A 23,402-nucleotide genomic window follows, 5' to 3' on the forward strand; every position below is an offset into this window, starting at 1 on the left:
GGCGGAAACGCGTGAACAAAGCCAAAGGTCACGTCCGCGCACCTTCTGGTCCATTTGAGTATGGGTACTCAGGCGTGCGAGTGCTGTGCTGTGCATGGTGAGGCCATGTTGAGCAGCAGGTTATGCCGTTGGTTGAAGGGCGTCGGCGTCTCGGCGGCCGCAGCCCATACAACGTACTGGGTCTGGGAGTCTGCCGAGCAGTGGGCGTGGGAGGCGCAACAGGCCAATCCGGATGGAGGCATCGGCGCAGGGTTCATCGAAAGCGCGCTGGCCGTAGTCGCTTTGGTGACGCTGGTGCCCCTGCTGCTGTGGGCAGGGATGCGGCTGCTGAGGGAGCGGGACAATCACCTGCTGGTGACCATGGGATGGGCAATGTGGATCTTGCTCAACACTCAGGTGGCCGAGAGCAGCGCCAGCAAGGTGGAAACAGAGTTGTTCTTCGCCGCGTTCGCTCTGCTTGGCGGTTTCCTGTCACTGTTTCGCCCCACAGCGCCAGAAGGGTGATCGTCACGGCGCTCCGGGCCCGGCGTGCCCAGCAGCGCGGTGACTACCCACGACGACGTCAAGAAAGCGATCGCCACCCGCAAGGGGACGCCGGCTCGTTCGATCCACATCGTCCTGCGGAACGTCTTCCGGGCCCTTCGGCGATCACGACCTGTCCCGTGAACGGCTCATCGTCCGGCGTCCCGGCAAACGACACATTATCTACCTGGACGAGCTCACCTACCGCTGCGCCTCCGCGTGGCTTCGAGAACGCCACCGCCGCTGGCCGGTGACGACCAGCCCGCACCTGCTGATCAACCGATGGACCGCAGTGGACACCACCCACTCGCCAGGGTGCCGATGGTGACGGACTCCCGGACCACGCTCTCGCCGTTGACGTGGCACCAGCCCGCCCCTGGCCCGGACACGATGTTCTGTCCGTGCAGGGCGGTGACAGTGATCACTCGTGCGCGAGCTGCCCTGCGCGGCGGTCCAGGAGGCTCGCGATCTCGCCGGCCGGCCGGCCGGTGTGCAGGCTGACCACATCGGTGATCAGGTCGCTCAGGGGCGGCCAGGGCATGGCGCCGTGATCGTTGTAGAGGCTGACGAGGCCGTGCAGCGCGGTCCAGAGCATGAGGCCGGCCTGTTCCTGCCGCTCCGCCGTGGACTGCTCGCGTTCCGGAGCGGCGGCCGCCGCGAGGGAGGCCACGACGGCGTTGAGAGGTTCGGCGCCGGCCCCGTGGGCCGAACCGGGGACCAGGTCGGCGGGCATGCGGCCGCCGAAGAGGGTGCGGTAGTGGCCGGGCTGGTCGACACCCCAGTGCACGTAGGCGGCGCAGCGGGCGGTGAGGTCGGCCAGGGGAGCGGGACCGGCGGCTCGTGCGGCCTCGTCCATCAGCCTGGTCAGCTCCTGGTAGCGCAGCCGCAGTACGTGCTGGATCAGTGCGCTCAAGTCGGTGAAGTGGCTGTAGATGCTGGCCGGTGCCACTCCGACCTCGCGTGCGACCTGTCGGAGGGTGAGTGTCTCCGGCTGGTCGAGTGTGGCCAGCAGCTTGGCTGCGGCGTCTACGAGCTGGGCCTTGAGTATCTGCCCCTGCCCCCGCGGATTGCGGCGGCGAGGAGCGGACCGCTCCTGAGACGACACCCTCGCCACCTTCCTACCAGCACGAACACCAAAACAACACACGTTCACTTTATCGCAGCTCCGCAGCTTGACGCCGCTGACCAACGGTTGTTTACTCAAGTCGCCAACACTTGTTCAGTCAAGAAGTGGGAAGATCATGCGCATCGCCATACTCGGAGCATCGGGCCGCACCGGCGGCACACTCGTCGACCAGGCACTGGAGCGTGGCCATGAGGTCGTGGCCCTGGTCCGCACGCCAACGAAGGTGACCGTGCCCGCGCCGCGGCCGGTGGAGATCCGGCGGGCGGACGTCACCGTCCCGAGCGGCTTTCCCGCCCTGGGCGACGTGGACGTGGTCGTCTCTGCCATCGGCATCGGCAAGGGCGACGGACCGGGCGCGCTGGTCGCCGGGGCCAGGCGGCTGGCCGCGGCGAACGTCCGCACGGTGTGGCTGGGAGCGCTGGGCTCGGGTGTCTCCAGCCGGTCGGGCGGACTGATCTACGCGGGGGTGATGCGGATGTTCGTCGGATCGGAACTGGCCGAGAAGGCCGAGGCCGACGAGATCGCGCTGGCGGCCGGCGCCACGGTCTTCCACGCCCCGGACGTCACCGACGGGCCCCTCAGCTCCACCCGCAGCGTCGTGCCGCTGACGGATCTGCGGCGCCCGCTGCTGCCTCCCAGGATCACCCGCACCACGCTGGCCTCGCTGCTGCTGGACGAAGCGGAGACGGGTCGGCACGGAAACGGCATCGTCGTGCCCCTGGCCTGACCACCGGCCGCGCGGCGCGGAGCGCCGTCGCGACCGGAACACGACCACGCACATCAGCCCGAGTCCTCCTGGAGGATCACCATGAGCAGCTTCACCGGAAAGGCCGGACTCGTAACGGGTGCGGGCAGCGGAATCGGCCGTGCGGCCGCCGCCGAACTGGCCCGTCAGGGCGCCTGCGTCACCGTCACCGACATCGACGAGACCACCGCCGCCGAAACCGCCGAACTGATAACGAAGAACGGCGGGAAGGCGTTGGCACTGCGCGTCGACATCGTCGACGCGGACGCGGTGCGCACGGCCGTGGAGCGCACGGTCGAGACGTTCGGCGGTCTCGACTTCGCCGTGAACAACGCCGGCCTGGATTCACACCACCGGCAACTGGACCGGATGAGCCTGGCGGAGTTCGAGCGGGTGACCCACGTCAACATGGGCGGGACCTTCCTGTGCATGAAGTACGAGCTGCCCGCGCTGCAGAGCCGCGGCGGCGGCGCGATCGTGAACGTCGCGTCCAACGGCGGTCTGTACGCGATCCCCACCGCCCCGGCCTACGTCGCCGCCAAGCACGGTGTGGTCGGCCTGACCAAGGCCGCCGCGGTGGACTACGCGCCGCGCGGTATCCGCGTCAACGCGGTCTGCCCCGGACCGACCCGCACGCCCGGGTTCGAGCGGGTGGCGGCCGGCACCGACCTGATCGCGATGCAAGAGGCGATCACCCCGCTGGGCCGCATGGCGACGCCGGAGGAGGCGGCCGCCGCGACGGTCTGGCTGTGCTCGGACGCCGCCTCGTACGTCACCGGGATCGCGCTGTCGGTGGACGGCGGACGACGGGCCTGAGCGGGCGTAACGCGCCGTGGGCGGCTTTCCGGCGCCCCGTGCCGATGGGACGCCGGACGGTTGCGGTTACTGGTGGCGGCTGTGCGCACAGCGGTGGGCGAGCCGGTCACGCCGGGTGCCCTCGACGCGGGAGACCGTCACTTTCCGGCCGCGCCGGCCGACGTGCCCGAGCGGCAGACCGAGTTGTTCGGCGTCGCGCACCACCACGTCATCTTCACCGACAGCCCCTTCGTCCTGCCCCAGGCCGAGCCGATGCTCCGCGTTCATTGGGCGAGTCGGCTGTCGGAATCAGGGGGGCCGTGTCGCTCCGGAGTGCTTGAGAGGGCTCTGGGTTCTTTCGCGTCGAGGGCCAGAACGTGTGTTGAGTGGGCTCAGGCGTCCGGGCCGGGTCCAAGAGCTCCTAACGCAATGCGGTCCGCAGGCGGCGCCAGCAGATGAGTGCGCAGCCGATCCGCATCTGGGCCTCGTGGATGTCGTCCCGGGTTTCCCAGCGGGTCCGCAAGCGGCGGAAGCCATGCAGGAGCGCGATGGTCTGCTCGATGACCCACCGCTTGGTGCCCAGGCCGGAGCCGTGCGCGATGCCCCGGCGGGCGATGACGGGCTTGATGCCTTTCGCCCAGACCTGCCTGCGGTAACAGTCGTGGTCGTAGCCACGGTCGGCGAGTACCTGTGTCGGCCGTTGCCGCGGACGGCCCCGCTTGCCGCGGATGGGCGGGATGGCTGCCGGCAGAGGCATCAGCTGGGTGACATCGTTGCGGTTGCCGCCGGTCAGTGTGGCGGCGAGCGGGATACCGGTGGCGTCGCAGATCAGGTGGTGTTTGGAGCCCGGGCGGCCTCGGTCGGCCGGGCTCCGTACGGTTTTGGGCCGCCCTTGAGCGCCCGTACGTGGGAGCTGTCGACCACCGCCCTCGACAGGTCCAGGCGGTCGGCTGCCCGCAGCTCGGCGAGGAGTACTTCGTGCAGTCGCTGCCATACTCCGGCGTTGTTCCAGTCCCGCAGCCGTCTCCAGCACGTCATGCCCGAGCCGAAGCCCAGCTCGGAGGGCAGCCACTCCCACCGGATGCCGGTGTAGAGGACGAAAACCCACCGCCACTTACCCAAGCCGTAAGCACACCTGGCCCATCTCAATCGACACCCAACTTCTCCTTGAGCTCGGCCAGCGGAAACCGGGCGTCGGCGCCGAAGGCCCGGACAGCCTCCGCCAAGGCCGCCAACGCCGCGCGGAGCGGAGTGAGCCCCAGCGCGGCGTAGAGAGTGCCCACGGCCCGGCGCAGCGAGGAGTCCTCGTCGACTCCGGCCTCCAGCATGGGCGCGAAGCGCGCCAGCACACGGGGTTCGGACTGCAACCGTTCCCAGGCCACGCCCACCAGGTGGAAGGGTGGGGGAAGCGCCTCACCCGCATCCAGGGCGTCCAGCGCGGGCGCCACCCAGTCCAGCTCGGCGATGCCGATCTCCTGGTAGGCGCGGCGCGCCAACCAGGTGGCAATCCTGCGCTGTTCGTCCAGATCCATCGCGGCGAGCGCCCTGGTCAACTCCTTCTCCGCCAGGGCCACGTCACGCGCCTCTCCGCCTATCCCCCTCATGGCCGGGCTGGGCAGCGTCCCGCCCCACGGTGCGGCCTCGGCGGCCATCTCGGCCGCAACCCGCTCTTCCTCCCTTTTCCATTCGTCCAGCTCCGCCTTCCACCGGGCCTCCTCCTCCGGGTCCGGCAGCGTCGGGGGCGGCAGCGTGCCGGCGTCACTGTGCGAGTGTCCGGCGACTTGGCCGGTCTGCTTGACCACCTGGTCCGGCTCCGGCGGACAGGGCCAGAACTGAAGCAGGTAGCGGTCGATCATCGGGTCATCGTCGCCGCGACTGTGCGCGTCGGCCGCACAGTCCATCCCGGAGGCCGAGTACCGGACCCGGTAGTCCGCATCTGCCAGACCCAGGTCCCAGGAGTTCCCGCCTCCCCACTCCACCAGCGAGGCGCCCCCGAGCGGACGGTACGGCGCCTCGACGATCTCCTCCCAGCCCTCGTCCACGTCCGGCCGTTCGTCGTGCACCTCGACCCGGAAACCGACCCGGCCGTAGAACAGTCCGGTCACCAACCACAGCATGCCCGGCCAAGCCGCACCACACAGCCCGTTGCATTGACCGCCGAACGCGTCCTTCCAGTCACCGAATCGGGACGCGTCCTCGCTTTCCACGTAGATCTGGCTGTACGACACGTCGACTTCATCATCCAGCACCGTCCGCACGTTTGATCTCCCCTCTGTTGTGAAGGCCGCCCACTCCGGGGGTGGCCCCGGTCGTCTTCGATCTTGCATCGCCTCACTGGCAGAGCTCGTCGAGAGTTTCCTTCGCAGGGCCGCACGAATATCCCGTAAACGGGCGGATTCCTTCCCGCAGGGGACACGACACCCCCGTGATCCCGTACGGCGGGCGGGCGCCACCCATGGCGAGGTTCAGCGCCGGCGCCGCCGGTTGTGCTCGTCATTCTCGGCCGTGACGCGGGCGGAGGTCTCCTCGCCGAGCCTCACGTAGCGGCCCAGCGTCCCCAGGTGCTTGTGCCGGGACTTGGCCTGGATCTCGGGGGCCGAGCGGCCTTTCTCGGCGAGGCGCTTGAGCCCGGAGTGCCGCAGCTGGTGGAGCGTGTAGCCCCTGCCGTGGGGGTCGTGCAGCTTGGACGCGGTCTTGAACAGATACGGCCCCCAGACCCTGATCAATCATTAGCGTTCAATCCAGCAGCATTACCGGCAAGACCCCTCACCCGCGCCAAGGCCACGGCTCACACTCATTGCGTCAGGAGCTCTAAGACATACAGCGCCTCACAGCGGGCGAGGTCCAAGACTGCACGTGCGTGGAGTTCTGTGACGAAGGGCCGAAGACAGCTTGCAGGTCTGTGAGGCCATCGGCGGGTGTACCCGGCCCATCAGGGCTCAGGCCGGGCCGTGCCTGTCCATCCCGATGCCCCGGTGGCGTTCGATTCGCAGCCCCCAACCCGTCCGCGAGGCCCTACGATTCACGGACTCCCGTACAGGTTCCAGCGGTCCGCCACTCAGGATTCCTGGAACCTACGCGCCTTGGCCTGCGGCGAGGGGAAGTCCTCGGCCTCCGGTGGAAGGACGTCGACCTTACGGACGGCACGATCACCATCCGCCCAACCCTCCAGCGTGTTGGCGGCGAACTGCTGATCGCCGCCCCGAAGACCCAGCGGTCGGCCCGCCGGGTCGCACTGCCCGCTGAGTGTGTGACGGCGCTCCGGGCTCGCCGTGCCCAGCAGCATGGGGACCGGCTTGCGGCAGAGGACAAGTGGAAGGACAACGGCAGCGATCTCGTCTTCACCACGAAGAACGGGACACCGATCGAGCCGCGCAACCTCAATCGTTCCTTCACCCTCCTGTGCGACAAGGCAGGCGTCCGGCGCGTCCGATTCCACGACCTTCGGCATACCTGCGCGTCGCTGCTCCACGAGCAGGGGGCCGACGCACGGATGATCATGGAAGTGCTCGGGCACAGCTCGATCAGCGTGACGATGGACATCTACACCTTCGTCCGGCTGGACTCTCAGCGCTCCGCCTTCGACCGCGTCGGCGATGCTCTGCGTGACATCAGCGGCGGCGATGACGATGACGGCCCGGACGGCGTTCCCGTTCCCGCCTGATCTCGCCCGCCCGGCGGCTGATGTCGGTTTGGATGTCAACGCACATGCAAGAGGCCCCTTCCAACGAGTGGAAGGGGCCTCTGAGCTGCTGCGCGCTCGGCAGGATTCGAACCTGCAACCTCTTGATCCGTAGTCAAGTGCTCTATCCGTTAAGCTACGAGCGCTTGGCTTCCCGGCGGTTTTTCTTGCCGGTCGGCGTTGCGGGAACAACATTACATGACCTGCGCCGTCACGCGAAATCCGTTTCCCTCACCCCCTCTGACCTGGGCAAATGCGTGTTTTGAGGTCGGCGACGCCCGTCTGGGCGACAGAGGAGAAGGCGCGCGCGGGACGGCGTGGGGCGCTCCGGCCGGATGACGCTGCGGAAGCGGTTCGTCACCCGGAGGGGGGTACACAGAAGAGCCCCGGTCGTGATCGACCGGGGCTCTCAAGAAGCGGAGGCTGAGGGATTTGAACCCTCGATGGGCTTTAGGGCCCAAACCGCATTAGCAGTGCGGCGCCATAGACCAGACTAGGCGAAGCCTCCAGCACACCGTGTCGGCTCACGCGAGCGCGATGTGGTGTGTGCAGATGATGTCACAGCCCAGCGGGATGTCACCAATCGCGGCCTACGGTACTCGGCAGGCGGGCAGGACCGCAAAGCGCTTAGGGGGCGCAATGCCCGGATGGCGGCGCAACGCGCGCGGCGGAGGCGCGTTAGCAGGGGCAGGGGCAGCGCGCCCCGGCTCTGATCACCCCAGGAGTACTCACATGCCCCTGCTGCATCGCCTCGCCGTCACCACCGCCGCCGCTGTCGCCGCCACCGTGGCCGCGCTGAGTCCCGCGGGGGCCACGCCGCTGCCGCTGCCGGTGTCGTACGACGGGGAGAGCTCCGACCGTCTCGTCATCAGGGTGAGCGAGACGGGCCGGCACCTCGACGCCGTGCGGTACGTACTGGCGTGCCACCCCACCGGCGGTACGCATCCGCGGGCGCGGGCCGCCTGCCGTCAGCTGGACGGGCAGACCGAGTGGGGGCGGGATCCGTTCGCGCCGGTGCCGCCCGGGGCCATGTGCACGGGCCAGTACGGCGGGGAGGCCATGGCGACGGTGAGGGGGCGCTGGGCGGGCCGTCCCGTGAATGCTCGCTTCACGCGAACGAACGGGTGCGAAATCGCCCGCTGGAACCGTTTCTCGATCGTTTTGCGTCTCCCTGGGAGCTGACCTGGGGATTGGGCCGGGAGTGGGCGGCGGAGGGGCCCGAGAGGTTTGTCCGGGCGTGCGCCGAGACGTGCACGTCCTGCTGCGACCTCCCTCTCATCTACCGCCGCGCCCGCCCTTGGTGCCCGTAGACTCCCCTGAGACACTCCACGGACGGGCGGCACAATGACCGCGGGTGTCAGCAAGGTGCGGTAAGTCAGGGAGGAAGCGTCGTCGTGAGCAGCAGGCCATCCCGAGGCGCTGCTCGCCTCGCAGCGATACTCGACGCCCTTCCCGACGCGCTGCTGTTGGTCAACTGCAACGGCACGATCGTCAACGCCAACCACATCGCGCTGGAGTCCTTCGAGGCGCCGGGCACCGCACTCGTGGGTCGTGGTCTGCTCGATCTTCTCCCTTCCTTCGATCCCAATCGGATCCCCGGGTCGATGCGCAGGCCCGGGGACACGGAACGGATCATCAGCACCAAGCCGACCCGGATGATCGCGCGGCGCACCGACGGGGCCCAGTTCCCCGTGGAGGTGACCAGCGCGAACGTGGAGGACGGGCGGACTCCGTACGCCGACCAGTACAGCTATACCGGCGACGAGCTGCTGATGCTCATCGTGCGGGACCTGACCGGGACGCTCGACACCGAGGCCGAACTCGCCCGCCAGCAGCGCCAGACCGAGATGATTCTGCGCGCGGCGGCGGAGGGCGTGGTCGGCGTGGACACCGAGGGCAAGGTGGTCCTCGTCAACCCGTCCGCGGCGCAGATCCTCGGCTTCCGGGCCAGTGACCTGGGCGGTCAGGAACTTCACTCTCTTGTACACCACTCGCGCGCGGATGGTTCCCCTTTCCCGTACGAGGAGTCCCCGCTCGCCGACACCCTGCGCTCCGGCCGCAAGCACCGGGTGCGAGGCCAGGTGCTGTGGGCCAAGGACGGGAGCGCGGTACCGGTCGACCTGACGACCGCGCCCGTACGGGACGGCGAGCAACTCGTCGGCGCCGTCATGACCTTCACCGACCGGCGCGCCGAGGAAGCCCTCGTCTCGACGCACGCCGAGGAGCTGGAGAGCCTCGCCACGCGGCACGGCAAGGAGCTGGAGGAGCTTCGCGACGAGCACGCCAAGGCGATGGAGGAGCTGCAGGGCCGGCTCGACCGGGAGCGGCAGACGTACGCGGAGCGGCTGGACGCCCTCGCCGCCCGCAACAGCCAGCTGCTCGCGGTGCTCGACCAGTCGCTGCGCGGTCCGCTCCAGGAGCTGCGCAGCGAGCTGGGCGTCCTGGCCGACGACCCGGCCGGGCAGCTGTGGCCCGAGGCCAACCAGATCCTGCACCACCTGGCCGCCGGGTACACCCGGATGACCACGCTCGTCGACAACGTCCTCAGCTATCAGCGGCTCGACGCGGACGGCGAGGAGCTGACCCGGTGCGCCGTCTCGATGGACGAGGTCGTCGCGGCCGGTGTGGAGGGCGCGGTCGAGCTGATCGGCCCGGGGCGCGCGCAGTTCGCCGTGCACGCCCCGCCGATCGAGGCCGAAGTGGACCCGCAGCGGGTGGCCCAGGCGCTCGCCCATCTGATCGCGGACGTGGCCGGGGTCGACTCGACCGGCAAAGCCGCCTCGGGCGGGGGCGGCGCGTCCGGGGACTCGACGATCGTGGTCGCGGCGGCGCAGCGCGGCAACGTCGTACGGTTCGAGGTCCGCGGGCCGTACGCGGGCGGCGACCCGGTGCACGAGCCGATCGTGCGCGGGATCGTGCGCCGGCACGGTGGTGTGCTGCAGACGCACGAGATGCCGGGCATGGGCGGGCACGCCTACGTCCTGGAGGTGCCGATCTCGACGGCGGCCGCGGACCAGGAGCGCGCGAAGGCCGACGCCCAGGCGGCGTCCGGGGGCGCGGACGGTACGCACGGTACGCAGGGACAGGGCACCTCGGGCGGCGGAACGGGCGCAGCCACGGACACCTCGGGCGGCGGCGCGGACGGCGATCCGAGCGGCGACCCGAACGGCGCCCCCGGCTCCGGCGATGCGCAGGGCGCCCCGGGAGCGGACACGAGCGGCGCGCAGAACCGTTCCGCATCCGTCGCGCTTCCCGCGGAGGCCGGTACGGATCCGCGCCGGCAGAATCAGCCGGGCGAGCAGGATCAGCCGCGGCCGACCGGACGGCGCCGGGCGCGCCAGCGCCCCGACGAGGACCCGTCGGCGGCCGGCGCCGGTACGGACGGCCAGGGCGCCGGTGCCGGTCCGCACGGTCCGCACGGCCCGCAGCCGGTCGGCCCCGCCGCGATGGGCGTCGTACCGCCTCAGGGCATGGCGGCTCAGCCCCAGCCCCCGGCCGCAGGTGGTCGGCGGCGCGGCTCCCCGGCGCCGGAGGCCGACGGTCCGTATCCGGCCCAGCAGGGCGGCCAGGGTGGCCAGGGCGGAGGGGCCCGCTCCCCGTTCGCGCTGCCTCCGGCGGCGGCCGACGCGAACGGCCCGGGCGCGGCCGGCCCGGGCGCGGCCGGTGCGGGCGAGTCCGGCATGCCCGCGCTCCCCGCCGCCCGTACCCCCGAGCAGCCGCAGCCCGCCTGGGGTGAAGCCCCTCACCAGGACTCCGCCGAGGGAGAGCAGGCGGGCCAGCCCACCGGACGCCGCCGCGCCCGGCGGCCCCTCTCCGAGACGCCGAACCGGTCGGCGCCGGAGCAGCCCCAGCCCCAGCCCCAGCCCCAGTCCCAGCCACAGCCACAGCGCCAGGCACAGCCGCAGGCCGCATCGCGGCCGCAGCCCGCGGGCGATGCCGGTGCGGCACGGTCTCCGTTCGCGCTGCCGCCCGCGGCGGCCGACCGGGCCCAGCCCGGCGCGCTGCCGCCCGAGCTGGGCCCGGCGGGGCCCACCGGGCTGGTCCCCGCGCAGCACGGTGGCCGGGACCCGCGCGTCGGCGCTCCACAGCCGCAGGCGCAGGGCCAGCCGCAGGGCGGTGGCCTGGCCGTACGGGGTGAGCCCGTGCCCCCGGGCGGCACCGCGCGCAACGGAGGCTGGCCGTCCGGTCCCGGTCAGGCCCCGCAGCAGGGTCGGCAGACACCGGCCCAGCAGGGCCAGTACCAGGGACAGGGCGGACCGCAGCCCCCGCGCCCGGGCACGGCCGGGGCGGGTGCCGGATCGGGCGCCGGTGCGAGCGCCGGTGCGGGCGAGTCCGCCATGCCCGCGCTCCCCGCCGCCCGCACCCCCGAGCAGCCGCAGCCCGCCTGGGGCGAGGCGCCGCAGGACTCCCTCGGCGGCCAGCAGGCGGCCCAGCCCACCGGACGCCGCCGCGCCCGGCGCCCCCTCTCCGAGGAGCAGCCGGAGCCCGCGCCCGGTGCGCAGCCCCCCGCACAGCAGCTGCCCCCGGAGGTGCCGCGCAGCGCGCCGCCCCAGAGCCCGCCCCACAACGCACGCCAGAATCCGCATCAGAACGCGCCGCAGGCACCCCAGGGCGCCTCCCAAAGCGCCCCGCACGGCGCTCCGCAGGGCGCGGACACCACCCAGGGGCGCGCGTTCAGCGTGCGCACGCTGGGCCAGGGGGTGCCGTTCGCGCAGCAGGTCAGCGAGCACCAGCGCACTCCCCAGCCACAGCAGCCCCAGACCCCCTCCGGTGGTACGGCCACCGCGGGGTCGGGCAGGCGGCGCAAGCTGGCCGCCCGACCCGATATGGCAGGGCAGAACACCTCGGCGGACCTGGAGCCCGCGGCCAACCGCGCCCAGCAGCAGTCTCCGGCGCAGGCCCCCGGCCAGGCGGGGCCCCCGCCCGGAGCACAGCCGCGCACCCAGCCCGGTCCGGGGCCGCAGCCGCCCCGCCCGGCCTCGCCGCAGAGTTCGGGGCGCGCCTTCGCGATCGGCGCGCCGGACGAGGGAGCGGAGGGGCCGGAGCCGCTGGACGGGCCCAACGGGGCCATCGAGATCGTCGACGACCGCACCCCGCCGCCCGACGACGAGCTGCCTCCGGAGCCGCTGGACAACCCGCGCCGCCTCCTGGTGTGGCCCGCGCCGGACATGTCCACGCAGCAGGCGCTGAGCGACCGTGGCTACCGCCCGGTGATCGTGAACTCCCGGGAGGAGGTGGACGCGCAGATCGCCGCGTATCCGGCGGCGCTGTTCGTCGACCCGCTGACCGGGCCGATCACCCGGACGGCGCTGCAGTCGCTGCGGACGGCGGCGGTCGCCGCCGAGGTGCCGGTGCTGGTGACGGCGGGGCTCGGCCAGGCGACGCGGGAGGCGGCGTACGGTGCCGACCCCGCCGTCCTGCTCAAGGCCCTCGCCCCGCGCGACAGCGAACAGCATCCGCCGCGCGTCCTGCTGATCGAGGAGCACGAACCGATCGCGGCGGCGCTGACGGCGGCCCTGGAGCGGCGCGGCATGCAGGTCGCCCGGGCCGCGACGGACGCGGACGCGGTGGCGCTCGCGGGACGTATGCGTCCGAACCTGGTGGTGATGGACCTGATGCAGGTACGCCGCCGCCGGGCCGGGATCGTCGACTGGCTGCGCGGCAACGGGCTGCTCAACCGCACCCCGCTGGTCGTCTACACCTCCGCGGACATCGACCCTGCGAACCTGTCGCGGCTCAGTTCGGGCGAGACAGTGCTGTTCCTCGCGGAGCGCTCGACGAGCGCGGAGGTGCAGGCCCGGATCGTCGACCTGCTGGCGAAGATCGGCACCAACTGAGGAACCGGCTGCGGGTACGGGTACGGCTGAGGGAAACGGCCTCAGCCGGGCAGTCTCGGCTCAGCGGCGTCAGTCGAGCCTGGTCACCTCCAGCTCGCCGTCCGCGTATCGCTTCCGGATGACCTTCTTGTCGAACTTCCCCACGCTCGTCTTCGGCACCTCCGGGATCAGGGCCCAACGCTCCGGCAGCTGCCAGCGCGCGACCCGCCCGGCGAGGAACTCCCGCAGCCCCGCGTAGTCCACGGTGGCGCCCTCCTTGAGCACGACCGTGGCGAGCGGGCGCTCGTCCCACTTCTCGTCGGGCACCGCCACCACCGCCGCCTCGGCGACCTCCGGATGGCCCATCAGATGGTTCTCCAGCTCGACCGACGAGATCCACTCGCCGCCCGACTTGATGACGTCCTTCGCCCGGTCGGTCAGGGTCAGGTAGCCGTCCGGGGAGATCGTGCCGACGTCGCCGGTCTTCAGCCAGCCGTCCTCGGTGAACTTGTCCTCCGGCCGCATGGGCTCGCCCGTTGCCCCTCCGTAGTACGCGTTCGCGATCCACGGCCCGCGCACCTCCAGTTCGCCGACCGCGACCCCGTCCGCGGGCACGACCGCGCCGCCGGGCGCGATCAGCCGGTACTCCACGGAGGCCGGGAACCGGCCCTGCGTCACCCGGTACGGCCATTCCTCCTCCGCCGTGAGACCGGCGGGCGGATGGGCCATGGACCCGAGCGGCGACAGCTCCGTCATGCCCCACGCGTGCACGACGCGGATGCCGTGCTGCTCCTCGAACGCCTTCATCAGGGACGGCGGGCAGGCCGATCCGCCGATGTAGACATGGGCGAGGCTGGACACGTCCCGTGGCGTGGTGCTCAGTTCGGCGAGCAGTCCCTGCCAGATGGTGGGAACGGCGGCGGCGAGGGTGGGCCGGGCGGCCTCGATCATGTCGGCGAGCGGCGCGGGCTGCAGGAAGCGGTCGGGCATCACCATCGAGGCCCCCGCCATGAAGGCGGCGTGCGGGGTGCCCCATGCGTTCGCGTGGAACATCGGCACCACGGGCAGCAGGGTGTCCTTCGCGGACATGCCGAATGCCTCGGCGCTGTTGACCTGCATCGAGTGCAGGTAGATGGAGCGATGGCTGTAGGCCACGCCCTTCGGGTCGCCGGTCGTTCCGGAGGTGTAGCACAGGGCCGCGGCTTGGCGCTCGTCGGTGACCGGCCAGGGATGGCGCTCGGGGCGGCCTTCGATCAGTTCCTCGTAGTCGTGGACACTGGCCCGGCACCCGTCCAGTGCGGAACGGTCGCCCGGCCCGGCGACGACGATGTGCTCCACGGAACCCAGCTCGGGCAGCAGCGGGGCGAGGAGCGGCAGCAGCGAACCGTTCACCACGATGACGCGGTCGGCGGCGTGGTTGATGATCCAGGTCAGCTGCCCGGTGGGCATCCGGAGATTGAGGGTGTGCAGCACAGCGCCCATGGAGGGGACCGCGAGATAGGCCTCCAGATGCTCGCAGTTGTTCCAAAGAAGCGTGCCGACCGGCTGCCCCTGTTCGACGCCCAGCTCGTCGCGCAGCGCGTTCGCCAGCCGGGTGGCGCGCAGGCCCACTTCGTGGAAGCTGCGGCGCTGCGGCTCACCGCCGCCGGTCCAGGTGACCACTTGGGCCTTGCCGTGGGCGAGCGCTCCATGCTCGAGGATGCGGGTCACGGTCAGCGGTACGTCCTGCATCGTGCTGAGCACCGTGGCCTCCAGATTTTACGGTTACGCGCGGGTAGTCCGCCGATTGTGCAAGCGACCGGCCGGTATGTCACTACCCCGCTCGACTCGGAGAACCCCTCCGCCCTGCAGCCCTTTCGGCCCGGTCCTGGGCCTCGGCCCGGGGCCTGGGCCTGGGCCTGCTCCCTGCGCTCCTTCGCCGTCGGGTCGCTCGCCGTCAGGCCGCGCGGCTCAGCTCCGGGTCCTCGCGGAGCTTGCCGAGGGCGCGTGAGACGGCGCTCTTCACCGTGCCGATGGACACCCCGAGCACCTCCGCCGTCTGGGCCTCGCTCAGGTCCTCGTAATACCTGAGGACGACCATGGCCCGCTGACGGTCCGGCAGCCGCATCACCGCGCGCCACATCATGTCGCGCAGAACCTGCTGCTCGGCGGGGTCGGGGGCGGGGACCGGGTCCGGCTCGGGCAGCTCCTCGCACACGAACTCGTCGACCTTGCGCTTGCGCCACTGGGAGGTCCGCGTATTGACCAGTGCCCGGCGCACATAGCCGTCCAGCGCCTTGTGATCCTCGATCCGCTCCCACGCGATGTACGTCTTGGTCAGCGCGGTCTGCAGCAGATCCTCGGCGTCACAGGCGTTGGGCGTCAGCGAGCGGGCGGTGCGCAGCAGCATCGGCCCCCGAGCCCGTACGTACGAGGTGAACGACGGGAACGCGGCGGCGGAAGCCCCAGTGCACACGGTCGTGGTCATGCCCCAACGCTAGGGAGCGAGCGGCTCATCGGGGATCGGCCACAAGTGCCGAAGCCGCATCAACCTGAGGTTGTAGGGGTAGGGCCGACAACACCTCCTGCGGATGGAGAGGGTGGGGTTTCCCTCAGGGTTGTGCCGGAGAGGGTCGCCCCGGTGGGTGGCCGACCGCTCAGCTGATGATCGCGACCGGTGCGTCCACCTTGTTGCGGTCGATCTGCATCGTCCGGCCGCCGTGCTTCTCGCTCACATCGCCCACGTACTGATGGATGCGGCGGTGCGGCTGCCAGGCCTTCTTGGCCAGGACCGGTTCACCGGCCAGCGCCGCCTTCCCGTTCCAGCGCGCGAACCACATCACCGAGGGAAGGTCACGGACCCCCGCCTTCCGGGACTTCTCCAGATGGCGCACCCCGGACTCGGCGCTGCTGTAGAAACCGGGGAAGAAGCCGTGCGACCGCACCTCGCGGTTCCAGCCTCGGATGAAGGACAGCGTGGTGGCCGCGCAGCCGGCCTTCCCCTGGTCGTACGCCTCCATGTCCAGATAGAGCGCACTGCGCTTCTTCATCGCCAGGGCCTTCGCGCGGGCCACCGCGTCCTTCCCCTCCTTGCGCCCCTGCGACCAGGGCGCGCCGCCGATGGGGACATGCTTCTTGTTCTTGTTGCGGACGCAGGGGGACTGGGACCCCACGAAGATGGGCAGCACATGCCACCCCATGCTCTTCACGCCGCGCATCCAGGAGGTGCTGAGGTTGGGCTGGCTGGGGCAGGCCCGGCCGCGACCCGCGTAATAGACGCCGATGGCGCGGTACCGGGAGACGTTCCACGCGCGCAGGGCGGCGAGCGAGGGGGCGTGGCAGGTGTCGAAGCCCCAGCCCTGGAAGACCTTGGCCCCCAGGGGCCGGGGGTCGGGGAGGGCTTCCGCCGAGGCGGGAGCGGGGCCGGTGATCGAGGTGGCCAGCACCGCGATCAGACTGACGGCCCAGCCCATGAACGTCCATCTGCTCTTCTTTCCTCGGTTCATATGACGAGTCAAGGTGGACACCGGACGGCCGGTGCCGCAGACACGCGCGTAGTTCAGCCGTCTGCGCCGAGGAGGAGCCCGGATGTCGGTACCCCGGTGCCCGCGGTGACCAGGGCGCGGGAGGCGTGCGGAACCTGGTTGACGGAGGTGCCGCGTATCTGGCGGACGGCCTCCGCTATCCCGTTCATCCCGTGCAGATACGCCTCGCCGAGCTGACCGCCGTGGGTGTTGAGCGGCAGCGCGCCCTCGGCGACGTATCCGGCCGCCTCGCCCCGCTCACAGAAGCCGAACTCCTCCAGCTGCATCAGCACGAACGGCGTGAAGTGGTCATAGAGGATGGCCACATCGATGTCGGCGGGGGTCAGCCCGCTGCCGCTCCACAACTGACGCGCGACCACGCCCATCTCCGGCAGACCCGAGAGATCATCCCGGTAGAAGCTCGTCATCTGCTCCTGCGCCCGGCCCGAGCCCTGCGCCGCCGCCGTGATCACGACGGGTGGGCGCGGGAGGTCGCGGGCCCGCTCGACGCTGGTGACCACGATCGCCTGGCCGCCGTCCGTCTCCTGACAGCAGTCAAGCAGTCGCAGCGGCTCCACGATCCAGCGGGAGGCGGCGTGATCGGCCAGGGTGATCGGTTTGCCGTGGAAATACGCGGCCGGGTTGGTGGCGGCATGGCGGCGGTCGGCCACGGCCACGTGGCCGAAGGCCTCGGGCGTCAGACCGTAGGTGTGCAGATAGCGCTGCGCGGCCATGGCGACCCAGGAGGCCGGGGTCAGCAGGCCGAAGGGCAGCGACCAGCCGAGCGCCGCGCCCTCGGCCGACGGCTCGCGGTGCTGCACCCCGGATCCGAAGCGGCGTCCGGAGCGCTCATTGAACGCGCGGTAGCAGACGACGACCTCCGCGACACCGGTGGCGACGGCGAGCGCGGCCTGCTGCACGGTGGCACAGGCGGCGCCCCCGCCGTAGTGCACCCGTGAGAAGAACGTCAGCTCACCGATGCCGCAGGCCTGGGCCACGGTGATCTCGGGGCTGGTGTCCATGGTGAAGGTGACCAGCCCGTCGACCTCGGCCGGAGCGATCCCCGCATCGTCGAGCGCCGCCCGGACGGCCTCGGTCGCGAGCTTCAGCTCGCTGCGGCCGGAGTCCTTGGAGAACTCGGTGGCGCCGATACCCACGACGGCGGCCCGCCCCCCGAGCCGGTCCGGACGGCGGGCGCTCATCGGACGTCTCCCGCCGGGGAGCCGGGTCCCGGTGGGGAGCCGGTGGGCAGCTCCACCGTGACCGTGCCGGTCACATGGCGGCCGATGGCGTTCTTCCCGAGCACCGCGACCTCCGCCGTGCCGTCGGCGACCGAGGTGACTTCTCCGGTCAACACCATCTCGTCCCCGGGATAGTTGGGGGCACCGAGCCGGATGGCGACCTTCCGGAGATGGGCCCGCGGCCCGAAGTGGTCGGTGATATACCGCCCGACCAGGCCATTGGTGGTCAGGATGTTCATGAAGATGTCCGGAGAGCCCTTCTCCCTGGCCGCCTCGGCGTCGTGGTGCACATCCTGGTAGTCCCGGGAGGCGAGAGCGCCGGAGACGATCAGCGTCCGGGTGATCGGGATACGCAGCGGGGGCAGCGCCTCGCCCGCGCGGACCGTGACCGTCATACGACCGTCTCCTCCGTGAGCAGGGAGCCCAGCTCGGCCAGCAGGACGGGGGCCGGGCCCAGATACCCGTCCAACTGCCGCCCCCACAGGAAGTGCCGGTGCACCGGATGCTCCACATCGGCGCCGATGCCGCCATGCAGATGCTGACCCGCGTGGACGACCCGCCTGCCCGCCTCACAGGCCCACCAGGCGGTGGTGAGCGCATGGGTGGCCGCGGGCAGCTGCTGGTCGTAGCGCCAGGCCGCCTCGTAGGCGGTCACCCTGATCGCCTCGGTGTCCATATGGGCATCCGCCGCGCGCAGCAGCACGCCCTGCTGGGCGGAGAGCGGGCGCCCGAACTGCTCGCGGACAGAGGTGTGGTGAACCACCCGCGCGACCGATCCCCGGCAGACGCCCGCCTGCAACCCGGCGAAGGCGGTACGGGCCCTGCCGAGCACGTCGGCCCAGACGCCGTCACCGCCGAGCGGCTCGGCGGGTGCGTCGTGGAGCGTGAGCCGCCCCGCCGCCCAGGGTGCGGTGGTCTCCACGGATTCGGTCCGTAGGGGCGAGGCGGCCGGGACGGAGGGGGCAGGGGTGGACGGGGCAGGGGCCGCCTGGGTCTCGATCAGGAAGCAGCGCGTGCGCCCCTCCTCCGTGAGCGCCGGGACCAGCACATGGGTCGCGGCCCGCAGCCAGGGGACCACCGGGAACGTGCCGGTCAGCGCCCACCCCGCGGTGCTCCGGCGGGCCGAGGCCGCCGGACGGGAGCCGGCCAGTCGGGAGCCGGGCCGGTATGCGGCCGTCGCCACCGCCGAACCGTCCCGCAGGGCGGGCAGCAGCCGCTCGCGCTGCTCGACCGTGCCATGGACGGCCACCGGCAGCAGGCCGTACGCACAGCTCGCCGCGAGCGGCACCTGAGCGGTGACCCGGCCCTGCTCCTCCAGCAGCAGCACCAACCCGAGCAGGCCGACCTCCTCCACGGCGGCGGGCAGCCCCGCCGCGCAGAGCGCCTTCCACAGCTCGCCGTCGACATCGGTGCCGAGGGCCGACAGCCGCTCATGGGTGGACAGATCGCCGAAGATCTCCGCCGCCAGGTCCCGGGCGGACTGCTGGTCCGCGGTGGGTGTGAAGTCCATCAGGCCACCGCCCCTCGGAAGACGGGCAGCTCCAGCTCGTCGTCGGCCCGCAGGAACTCCAGCTCGACGGGCATCCCGATGCGCACCTTGTCGTACGGCACTCCCGTGATGTCGCTGACGATGCGGACGCCCTCGGCCAGCTCGATCAGGCCCACGGCATACGGCGGGTCGAAGGCGGGGAAGGGCGGATGATGCATGACCACATAGCTGAACACCGTGCCCGTGCCGGAGGCCGCCACCGTGTCCCACTCCGGCGAACCGCAGCCGCCGCACCCCGGCAGCCAGGGGAAGCGGAGGGTGCCGCAGCCGGTGCAGCGCTGGATGAGCAGCTTGTGGGCGGCGACTCCCTCCCAGAACCCCGCGTTGTCCCGGTTGATGACGGGACGCGGGCGCATCGCCTCCCGACTCCGCTCAGGTTTCTGCTCCGGTTTCTGCTCCGGCTTCCGCTTCCGTTTCTGCCGCACCGGTGCGTACTTGAGGATGCGGAAGCGATGCGTACCGGCCAGCTCGCCGCCCGCCCGGACGTCCATCCGCGTGGTGACGAAGTGGCCTGTGCCCAGCTTGGTGGTCTTGCGCGGTGACACCGACTCGATCACCGCGTCGAAGGTGATCCGGTCCCCCGGGCGCAGCGGCCGCAGATACTCCTGCTCGCAGTCCGTGGCGACGACGGAGGTGCAGCCCGCCTCGTCGAGCAGGGCCAGCAGCTCGTCGTACGCCTCCGACCGGGCCGAGCCGGCGGGGTGCCCGCCGAGCCCGCCCATGGTCCACGCCTGGAGCATCGTCGGCGGTGCGATGCCCGGATAGGCGGGGTTGGTGTCGCCCATGGCCTCGCACCAGTGCCTGATCATGGGCTCGTTGACCGGGTCCCTGCCCTCGCCACCGCTCGCCGCCACCCGGCCCTCGTAGGCCCTCAGCCTCTCGTACAGCCCGTGCACCTCATCCGGTCCCTCCCGCCTGTTCGGACCGCCCGGCCCGCCGGGTCCGTCCGGCCCGCCTGTCCCGCCTGTCCCGCCTGTCCCGCCTGTCCCGTCCACCCCGCGCAGCTCAGCGGTCATCGTCGCCCCCGGCGCATGCCGAGCCGCATCGTCGCCACGATCTCCCTTTGCACCTCACTCGCCCCGCCCCCAAAGGTGTTGATCTGCGCGGCCCTGTTCATCCGCTCCAGCTCGCCGTCGTCCCCGAACGCTCCCGGCGACCCCGACCGGATCAGCCCCGCCTCTCCCGCGATTTCCTGACATAGGTGATACACCGCCACCGCGCTTTCGGTTCCCGCGAACTTGACGCCGCTCGCGTCACCCGGGCTCAGCGTCCCCGCCCCCACATCCCCGACCAGCCGCCAGTTGAGCAGCCGGGTCGCCGCCAGCCGGGCGTGCGCCTCCGCCAGCCGGGCCCGTACCCAGTCCTGGTCGGCGGGGCGGGCCCCGGTGTCCGGGTCGGGGGTACGGGCGTCGGCGAGGACGGCCTCGTAGAAGTCCTCGGCCTGCATGCCGATGGCGGCGAGCGCGACCCGCTCGTGGTTGAGCTGGGTGGTGATCAGCCCCCAGCCGCCGTTCTCCTCGCCGACGAGATGTCCGGCCGGGACGCGGACCGCGTCGTAGTAGGTCGCGGTCGTGGTCAGGCCCGCGACCGTTTCGATCGGCGTCCAGGAGAAGCCGGGGGCGTCGGTCGGCACCAGGATGATCGAGATGCCCTTGTGCTTGGGCGCCGCCGGGTCGGTGCGGCAGGCGAGCCAGATCCAGTCGGCGTTCTGGGCGTTGCTGGTGAAGGTCTTGGCGCCGTCGATCCGCCACGACCCGGCGGCCGCCCCGGGCTCGGTCCCGAATCCGGCTGCGCGGCGCACGTCCGCGTCGTCCCCGCTTCCCTCGCGTACGGCCTTCGTGCACAGCGAGGCGAGATCGGTCCCGGCTTCCGGTTCCGAATAGCCGATGGCGAAGACGATCTCACCGCTGAGGATGCGCGGCAGGAAGAACCGCTTCTGCTCCTCGGTGCCGTACCGCATCAGAGTCGGACCGACCGTGTTGAGCGTGACCATGGAGACCGGTGCGCCCGCCCGGTAGGCCTCGTCGAAGAACACGAACTGCTCGTCGGGGCCGCGCCCTTGGCCGCCGTACTCGACCGGCCAGCCCAGTCCGAGCAGCCCGTCGGCGCCGATCCGCCGCAGCAGCCGTCGCTGGCCTGCGGGGTCACCCGGCAGGGCCGCACGGGTCTCAGGGGTGATCAGCTCGCGGAAATAGGTGCGTAGTTCCTCGCGCAGCTGCCGCTGGCGGGGCGTGGGAGCGAGGTGCATGAGCAGCGGTCTCCCCTGGGCTCGACGGCGTCGTACAAGCGCACGGAAACAAGCGCACGGAAAGCTTTCTGACTATCCGTCAGGTAAATTGACGCTGTCAAGCGCTGCCAAGCACGGCGAGCCCTGCCGAGCACGGTCGAGGGCGGCCGGGCCCTGCCGAGCACGGCCGCGCGGCGGCACCGAAGCGCCGCCGCGTGACCGTAAACGACCTCACCCGTCCCGTTCACTCAATGAATCACCACTCGCTCACTCATCTCGGTCATGCGCGAACACCTGCCATGACGGAAAGTTGCCCATCGTCCGGCAGACGAAGCGCACCGAACGACGTATTACCACGCAAGCATGATGAACTCCGTTCAAACCTTCGACGCACCCCCGCGCCCCGGACTGCCCCGACGCGCCGCCCCCCTTCCCCTTATCGGACGCTTGTCCGAAAATGGGGGACATGGCGAACACACCACTCGCCCATGCCCTCGCCGCCGCGGCCCACGGCTTCCGCGTGATCCCGTTGACCCGCGCCAAGCTGCCAGCCGTGCGCTCCCCTCACCACCACGACCCCGTGCCCCTTCCGTGCCGCGGCGCCTGCGGGCGGCTCGGGCACGGCGTCCACGACGCGTCCGCCGACCCGGAGGCGATCCGGGCGCTCTTCGCCGCCGCCCCCTGGGCCACCGGCTACGGCATCGCCTGCGGGTGCGCCCCGCATCACCTCATCGGCGTCGACCTCGACCTCAAGCACGAAGCGCGCATCGACGGCGCCGCCGCACTCGACCGGCTGGCCCGCCGGTACGCCTTCACCGTCCCCCGCACCGTCACCGTGCTCACGCCCCGCGGCGGGCGCCACCTGTGGCTATGCGGGCCGCCCGGACTCACCGTCTCCAACTCCGCCGGCCGGATCGCCCCCGGCATCGACATCCGCGGCACGGGCGGCTATCTCGTCGGCCCCGGCTCGGCCACCTCACGCGGCCGCTACCGCCTGGCCCCCGGCTCCCCCGGCTGGCGCCCCGCCCCCGCCCCACCCGCGCTCCTCGACCTGCTGCACCCTCCGGTCCGTACGCCGCCGGGCCGGGCGACACCCCGCCCGGCCACCGGCGGAACGTCCGGGCGTGACGCCGCCCTCGTACGGTTCGTCCGCGAATCCCAGGAGGGGCGGCGCAACGACCGGCTGTTCTGGGCCGCCTGCCGGGCGTACGAGACGGGCGCGGGGGACGAACTGGCCCCGGCCCTCATCGAGGCCGCTCTCCATACTGGCCTGCCCCGGCGCGAGGCCGAGGCCACGGTCACCTCCGCGGCCCGCAGCACCGCCCGTCATCCGCTGCCGCCGGCCGCCTGACCGCCGGACCACCTGACGACCTGACCGCCGGACCGCCTGACGGCATGGCCGCCTGACGACATGGCCGCCTGACGACATGGCCGTACGACCCGGCCGCCTGACGACCTGACCGCCGTACGACACGGCCGTACGACACGGCCGCGGCCGTACGGCTATCCCGCGGTCGCTGCCTCAAGGTCGTCGAGGCACTCCCGGATGACGTCGGCCAGCGTCTGCCCGGGCGCGCCGCCTTCGCCGATCCAGCGCTCGAACGCCACCTTGAAGACCGCGACCCCGGCCTCGCCCATCAGGCTCGCCGTCGGTTCCGTGACACCACGTCGGCGTAGCGCGTCGGCCATCGCGGAAGCGAGCGAGGCGAGCTTCAGCAGCTCGCGCTCCTGGAGCCCGGCGTTCGCGTCGATCACGGTCCGGCGTCGCCGGGCGTGTTCGCGACGGTCCTGCAAACGGGCGGAGACGGCGTGCAGCGCCTCGGCCATCGCGTCGCGGGGAGCCGCGGTTCCGGGCGCACCGGTGATGGCGTTCACGCAGGCTTCGAGCAGCTCCGTCTGACCGGAGAACAGCACTTCGCGCTTGTCGGCGAAATGACGGAAGAACGTCCGTTCCGTGAGGCCCGCCCGGTTGGTGATCTCCGCGACCGTCGTCTGCTCGAATCCCCGCTCGACGTAGAGCTCCAACGCCGCCCGTTCGAGCCGCTCACGCGCGCCCGGCTCCCATCGACCCATGACCGCGATCCTACGTGATGACAGAGACTGACATCGCAGTGCTAGGCTGCCGATGACAGTGACTGACATCGCCTGTCCGAACGCGCCCTGTGTGTGCGAGGACGGGCCACCACCTGGAGATCT

The 23,402-nt window shown here is 71.4% G+C and carries 20 protein-coding genes, 2 tRNA genes and 1 pseudogene; 7 read left to right on the plus strand and 16 right to left on the minus strand.

Annotated elements, in window-relative coordinates; translation table 11 throughout:
• Positions 1-105 precede the first annotated feature (105 nt).
• On the plus strand, positions 106-504 hold the full coding sequence (locus tag ACFZCY_RS02245; protein WP_391168691.1) for a hypothetical protein: 399 nt from the start codon (positions 106-108) through the stop codon (positions 502-504).
• A gap of 439 nt (positions 505-943) precedes the next feature.
• On the opposite strand, the gene ACFZCY_RS02250 is transcribed toward ACFZCY_RS02245, so the two are convergent.
• Entirely contained in the window at positions 944-1,627 is a 684-nt protein-coding gene (locus ACFZCY_RS02250; protein WP_391168692.1) for a WHG domain-containing protein, read from the minus strand.
• A 136-nt stretch (positions 1,628-1,763) separates the two neighbouring features.
• On the opposite strand from ACFZCY_RS02250, the gene ACFZCY_RS02255 reads away from it, so the two are divergent.
• Together ACFZCY_RS02255 and ACFZCY_RS02260 are read left to right on the plus strand one after the other, a co-directional pair.
• The gene (locus ACFZCY_RS02255; RefSeq protein ID WP_391168694.1) at positions 1,764-2,375 is read left to right on the plus strand and encodes an NAD(P)H-binding protein; all 612 of its coding nucleotides are present in this window, start codon (positions 1,764-1,766) and stop codon (positions 2,373-2,375) included.
• An 81-nt stretch (positions 2,376-2,456) separates the two neighbouring features.
• Positions 2,457-3,209: a glucose 1-dehydrogenase gene (locus tag ACFZCY_RS02260; protein WP_391168696.1), complete on the plus strand. Its 753-nt coding sequence runs from the start codon at positions 2,457-2,459 to the stop codon at positions 3,207-3,209.
• Positions 3,210-3,275: 66 nt separating this feature from the next.
• Here ACFZCY_RS02260 and ACFZCY_RS02265 read toward each other — a convergent pair whose 3' ends face one another.
• From ACFZCY_RS02265 to ACFZCY_RS02280, 4 genes and pseudogenes are all read right to left on the minus strand, one after another.
• Entirely contained in the window at positions 3,276-3,476 is a 201-nt protein-coding gene (locus tag ACFZCY_RS02265; protein ID WP_391168698.1) for a hypothetical protein, read from the minus strand.
• A 133-nt stretch (positions 3,477-3,609) separates the two neighbouring features.
• Positions 3,610-4,292 (minus strand): annotated as a pseudogene (locus ACFZCY_RS02270) (IS5 family transposase); the annotation flags it as partial.
• A gap of 41 nt (positions 4,293-4,333) precedes the next feature.
• Positions 4,334-5,437, minus strand: coding sequence for a hypothetical protein (locus tag ACFZCY_RS02275; protein WP_391168700.1), 1,104 nt, complete (start codon positions 5,435-5,437; stop codon positions 4,334-4,336).
• Positions 5,438-5,653: 216 nt separating this feature from the next.
• A complete protein-coding gene (locus ACFZCY_RS02280; RefSeq protein WP_391168702.1) occupies positions 5,654-5,914 on the minus strand; it encodes a hypothetical protein in 261 nt (86 codons plus the stop codon).
• 176 nt (positions 5,915-6,090) lie between these two features.
• Here ACFZCY_RS02280 and ACFZCY_RS02285 point away from each other — a divergent pair, with 176 nt between their 5' ends.
• Complete coding sequence (locus ACFZCY_RS02285; RefSeq protein WP_391168704.1) at positions 6,091-6,852, plus strand: tyrosine-type recombinase/integrase; 762 nt, start codon at positions 6,091-6,093, stop codon at positions 6,850-6,852.
• Positions 6,853-6,943: 91 nt separating this feature from the next.
• On the opposite strand, the gene ACFZCY_RS02290 is transcribed toward ACFZCY_RS02285, so the two are convergent.
• Both ACFZCY_RS02290 and ACFZCY_RS02295 read right to left on the minus strand, forming a co-directional pair.
• Positions 6,944-7,016, minus strand: a tRNA-Arg gene (locus ACFZCY_RS02290).
• 271 nt (positions 7,017-7,287) lie between these two features.
• Positions 7,288-7,378: transfer RNA gene (locus ACFZCY_RS02295), tRNA-Ser, on the minus strand.
• Positions 7,379-7,602: 224 nt separating this feature from the next.
• Here ACFZCY_RS02295 and ACFZCY_RS02300 point away from each other — a divergent pair.
• The gene (locus tag ACFZCY_RS02300; RefSeq protein ID WP_391168705.1) at positions 7,603-8,052 is read left to right on the plus strand and encodes an SSI family serine proteinase inhibitor; all 450 of its coding nucleotides are present in this window, start codon (positions 7,603-7,605) and stop codon (positions 8,050-8,052) included.
• A gap of 212 nt (positions 8,053-8,264) precedes the next feature.
• The gene (locus tag ACFZCY_RS02305) at positions 8,265-12,707 is read left to right on the plus strand and encodes a PAS domain-containing protein (protein ID WP_391168707.1); all 4,443 of its coding nucleotides are present in this window, start codon (positions 8,265-8,267) and stop codon (positions 12,705-12,707) included.
• A gap of 69 nt (positions 12,708-12,776) precedes the next feature.
• On the opposite strand, the gene ACFZCY_RS02310 is transcribed toward ACFZCY_RS02305, so the two are convergent.
• From ACFZCY_RS02310 to ACFZCY_RS02345, 8 genes are all read right to left on the minus strand, one after another.
• Positions 12,777-14,429, minus strand: a complete 1,653-nt coding sequence (locus ACFZCY_RS02310; RefSeq protein ID WP_391168709.1) for a long-chain-fatty-acid--CoA ligase — start codon at positions 14,427-14,429, stop codon at positions 12,777-12,779.
• Positions 14,430-14,622: 193 nt separating this feature from the next.
• Positions 14,623-15,153, minus strand: a complete 531-nt coding sequence (locus ACFZCY_RS02315; RefSeq protein ID WP_391168710.1) for a SigE family RNA polymerase sigma factor — start codon at positions 15,151-15,153, stop codon at positions 14,623-14,625.
• Positions 15,154-15,322: 169 nt separating this feature from the next.
• The gene (locus ACFZCY_RS02320; protein WP_391168711.1) at positions 15,323-16,171 is read right to left on the minus strand and encodes a glycoside hydrolase domain-containing protein; all 849 of its coding nucleotides are present in this window, start codon (positions 16,169-16,171) and stop codon (positions 15,323-15,325) included.
• Positions 16,172-16,224: 53 nt separating this feature from the next.
• The gene (locus ACFZCY_RS02325) at positions 16,225-17,391 is read right to left on the minus strand and encodes a lipid-transfer protein (protein ID WP_391168712.1); all 1,167 of its coding nucleotides are present in this window, start codon (positions 17,389-17,391) and stop codon (positions 16,225-16,227) included.
• Entirely contained in the window at positions 17,388-17,825 is a 438-nt protein-coding gene (locus tag ACFZCY_RS02330) for a MaoC/PaaZ C-terminal domain-containing protein (RefSeq protein WP_391168714.1), read from the minus strand. The genes ACFZCY_RS02325 and ACFZCY_RS02330 overlap by 4 nt, the downstream gene beginning before the upstream one ends.
• Positions 17,822-18,940 carry an acyl-CoA dehydrogenase family protein gene (locus ACFZCY_RS02335; RefSeq protein WP_391168716.1) on the minus strand — a complete coding sequence of 373 codons (1,119 nt, stop codon included), beginning with the start codon at positions 18,938-18,940 and terminating at the stop codon, positions 17,822-17,824. The genes ACFZCY_RS02330 and ACFZCY_RS02335 overlap by 4 nt, the downstream gene beginning before the upstream one ends.
• Entirely contained in the window at positions 18,940-19,875 is a 936-nt protein-coding gene (locus ACFZCY_RS02340; protein ID WP_391168717.1) for an OB-fold domain-containing protein, read from the minus strand. The genes ACFZCY_RS02335 and ACFZCY_RS02340 overlap by 1 nt, the downstream gene beginning before the upstream one ends.
• A gap of 116 nt (positions 19,876-19,991) precedes the next feature.
• Complete coding sequence (locus tag ACFZCY_RS02345) at positions 19,992-21,227, minus strand: acyl-CoA dehydrogenase family protein (RefSeq protein ID WP_391168719.1); 1,236 nt, start codon at positions 21,225-21,227, stop codon at positions 19,992-19,994.
• 445 nt (positions 21,228-21,672) lie between these two features.
• On the opposite strand from ACFZCY_RS02345, the gene ACFZCY_RS02350 reads away from it, so the two are divergent.
• A complete protein-coding gene (locus ACFZCY_RS02350) occupies positions 21,673-22,557 on the plus strand; it encodes a bifunctional DNA primase/polymerase (RefSeq protein WP_391168720.1) in 885 nt (294 codons plus the stop codon).
• A gap of 152 nt (positions 22,558-22,709) precedes the next feature.
• Here the strand turns inward: ACFZCY_RS02350 and ACFZCY_RS02355 are convergent, their stop codons facing one another.
• The gene (locus tag ACFZCY_RS02355) at positions 22,710-23,279 is read right to left on the minus strand and encodes a TetR family transcriptional regulator (protein WP_391168721.1); all 570 of its coding nucleotides are present in this window, start codon (positions 23,277-23,279) and stop codon (positions 22,710-22,712) included.
• Between the last annotated feature and the right edge of the window lie 123 nt (positions 23,280-23,402).

This window comes from Streptomyces sp. NPDC007983, assembly GCF_042958345.1.
Taxonomy (GTDB): Bacteria; Actinomycetota; Actinomycetes; order Streptomycetales; family Streptomycetaceae; genus Streptomyces.

What these genes read in the sequence shown, in the direction of transcription:
- ACFZCY_RS02245 (WP_391168691.1), top strand. Translation starts at nt 106, where the DNA reads ATGTTGAGCAGCAGGTTATGCCGTTGGTTGAAGGGCGTCGGCGTCTCG.
- ACFZCY_RS02255 (WP_391168694.1), top strand. Translation starts at nt 1,764, where the DNA reads ATGCGCATCGCCATACTCGGAGCATCGGGCCGCACCGGCGGCACACTC.
- ACFZCY_RS02260 (WP_391168696.1), top strand. Translation starts at nt 2,457, where the DNA reads ATGAGCAGCTTCACCGGAAAGGCCGGACTCGTAACGGGTGCGGGCAGC.
- ACFZCY_RS02265 (WP_391168698.1), bottom strand. Translation starts at nt 3,476, where the DNA reads ATGAACGCGGAGCATCGGCTCGGCCTGGGGCAGGACGAAGGGGCTGTC.
- ACFZCY_RS02300 (WP_391168705.1), top strand. Translation starts at nt 7,603, where the DNA reads ATGCCCCTGCTGCATCGCCTCGCCGTCACCACCGCCGCCGCTGTCGCC.
- ACFZCY_RS02315 (WP_391168710.1), bottom strand. Translation starts at nt 15,153, where the DNA reads ATGACCACGACCGTGTGCACTGGGGCTTCCGCCGCCGCGTTCCCGTCG.
- ACFZCY_RS02320 (WP_391168711.1), bottom strand. Translation starts at nt 16,171, where the DNA reads ATGAACCGAGGAAAGAAGAGCAGATGGACGTTCATGGGCTGGGCCGTC.
- ACFZCY_RS02325 (WP_391168712.1), bottom strand. Translation starts at nt 17,391, where the DNA reads ATGAGCGCCCGCCGTCCGGACCGGCTCGGGGGGCGGGCCGCCGTCGTG.
- ACFZCY_RS02330 (WP_391168714.1), bottom strand. Translation starts at nt 17,825, where the DNA reads ATGACGGTCACGGTCCGCGCGGGCGAGGCGCTGCCCCCGCTGCGTATC.
- ACFZCY_RS02335 (WP_391168716.1), bottom strand. Translation starts at nt 18,940, where the DNA reads ATGGACTTCACACCCACCGCGGACCAGCAGTCCGCCCGGGACCTGGCG.
- ACFZCY_RS02345 (WP_391168719.1), bottom strand. Translation starts at nt 21,227, where the DNA reads ATGCACCTCGCTCCCACGCCCCGCCAGCGGCAGCTGCGCGAGGAACTA.
- ACFZCY_RS02350 (WP_391168720.1), top strand. Translation starts at nt 21,673, where the DNA reads ATGGCGAACACACCACTCGCCCATGCCCTCGCCGCCGCGGCCCACGGC.
- ACFZCY_RS02355 (WP_391168721.1), bottom strand. Translation starts at nt 23,279, where the DNA reads ATGGGTCGATGGGAGCCGGGCGCGCGTGAGCGGCTCGAACGGGCGGCG.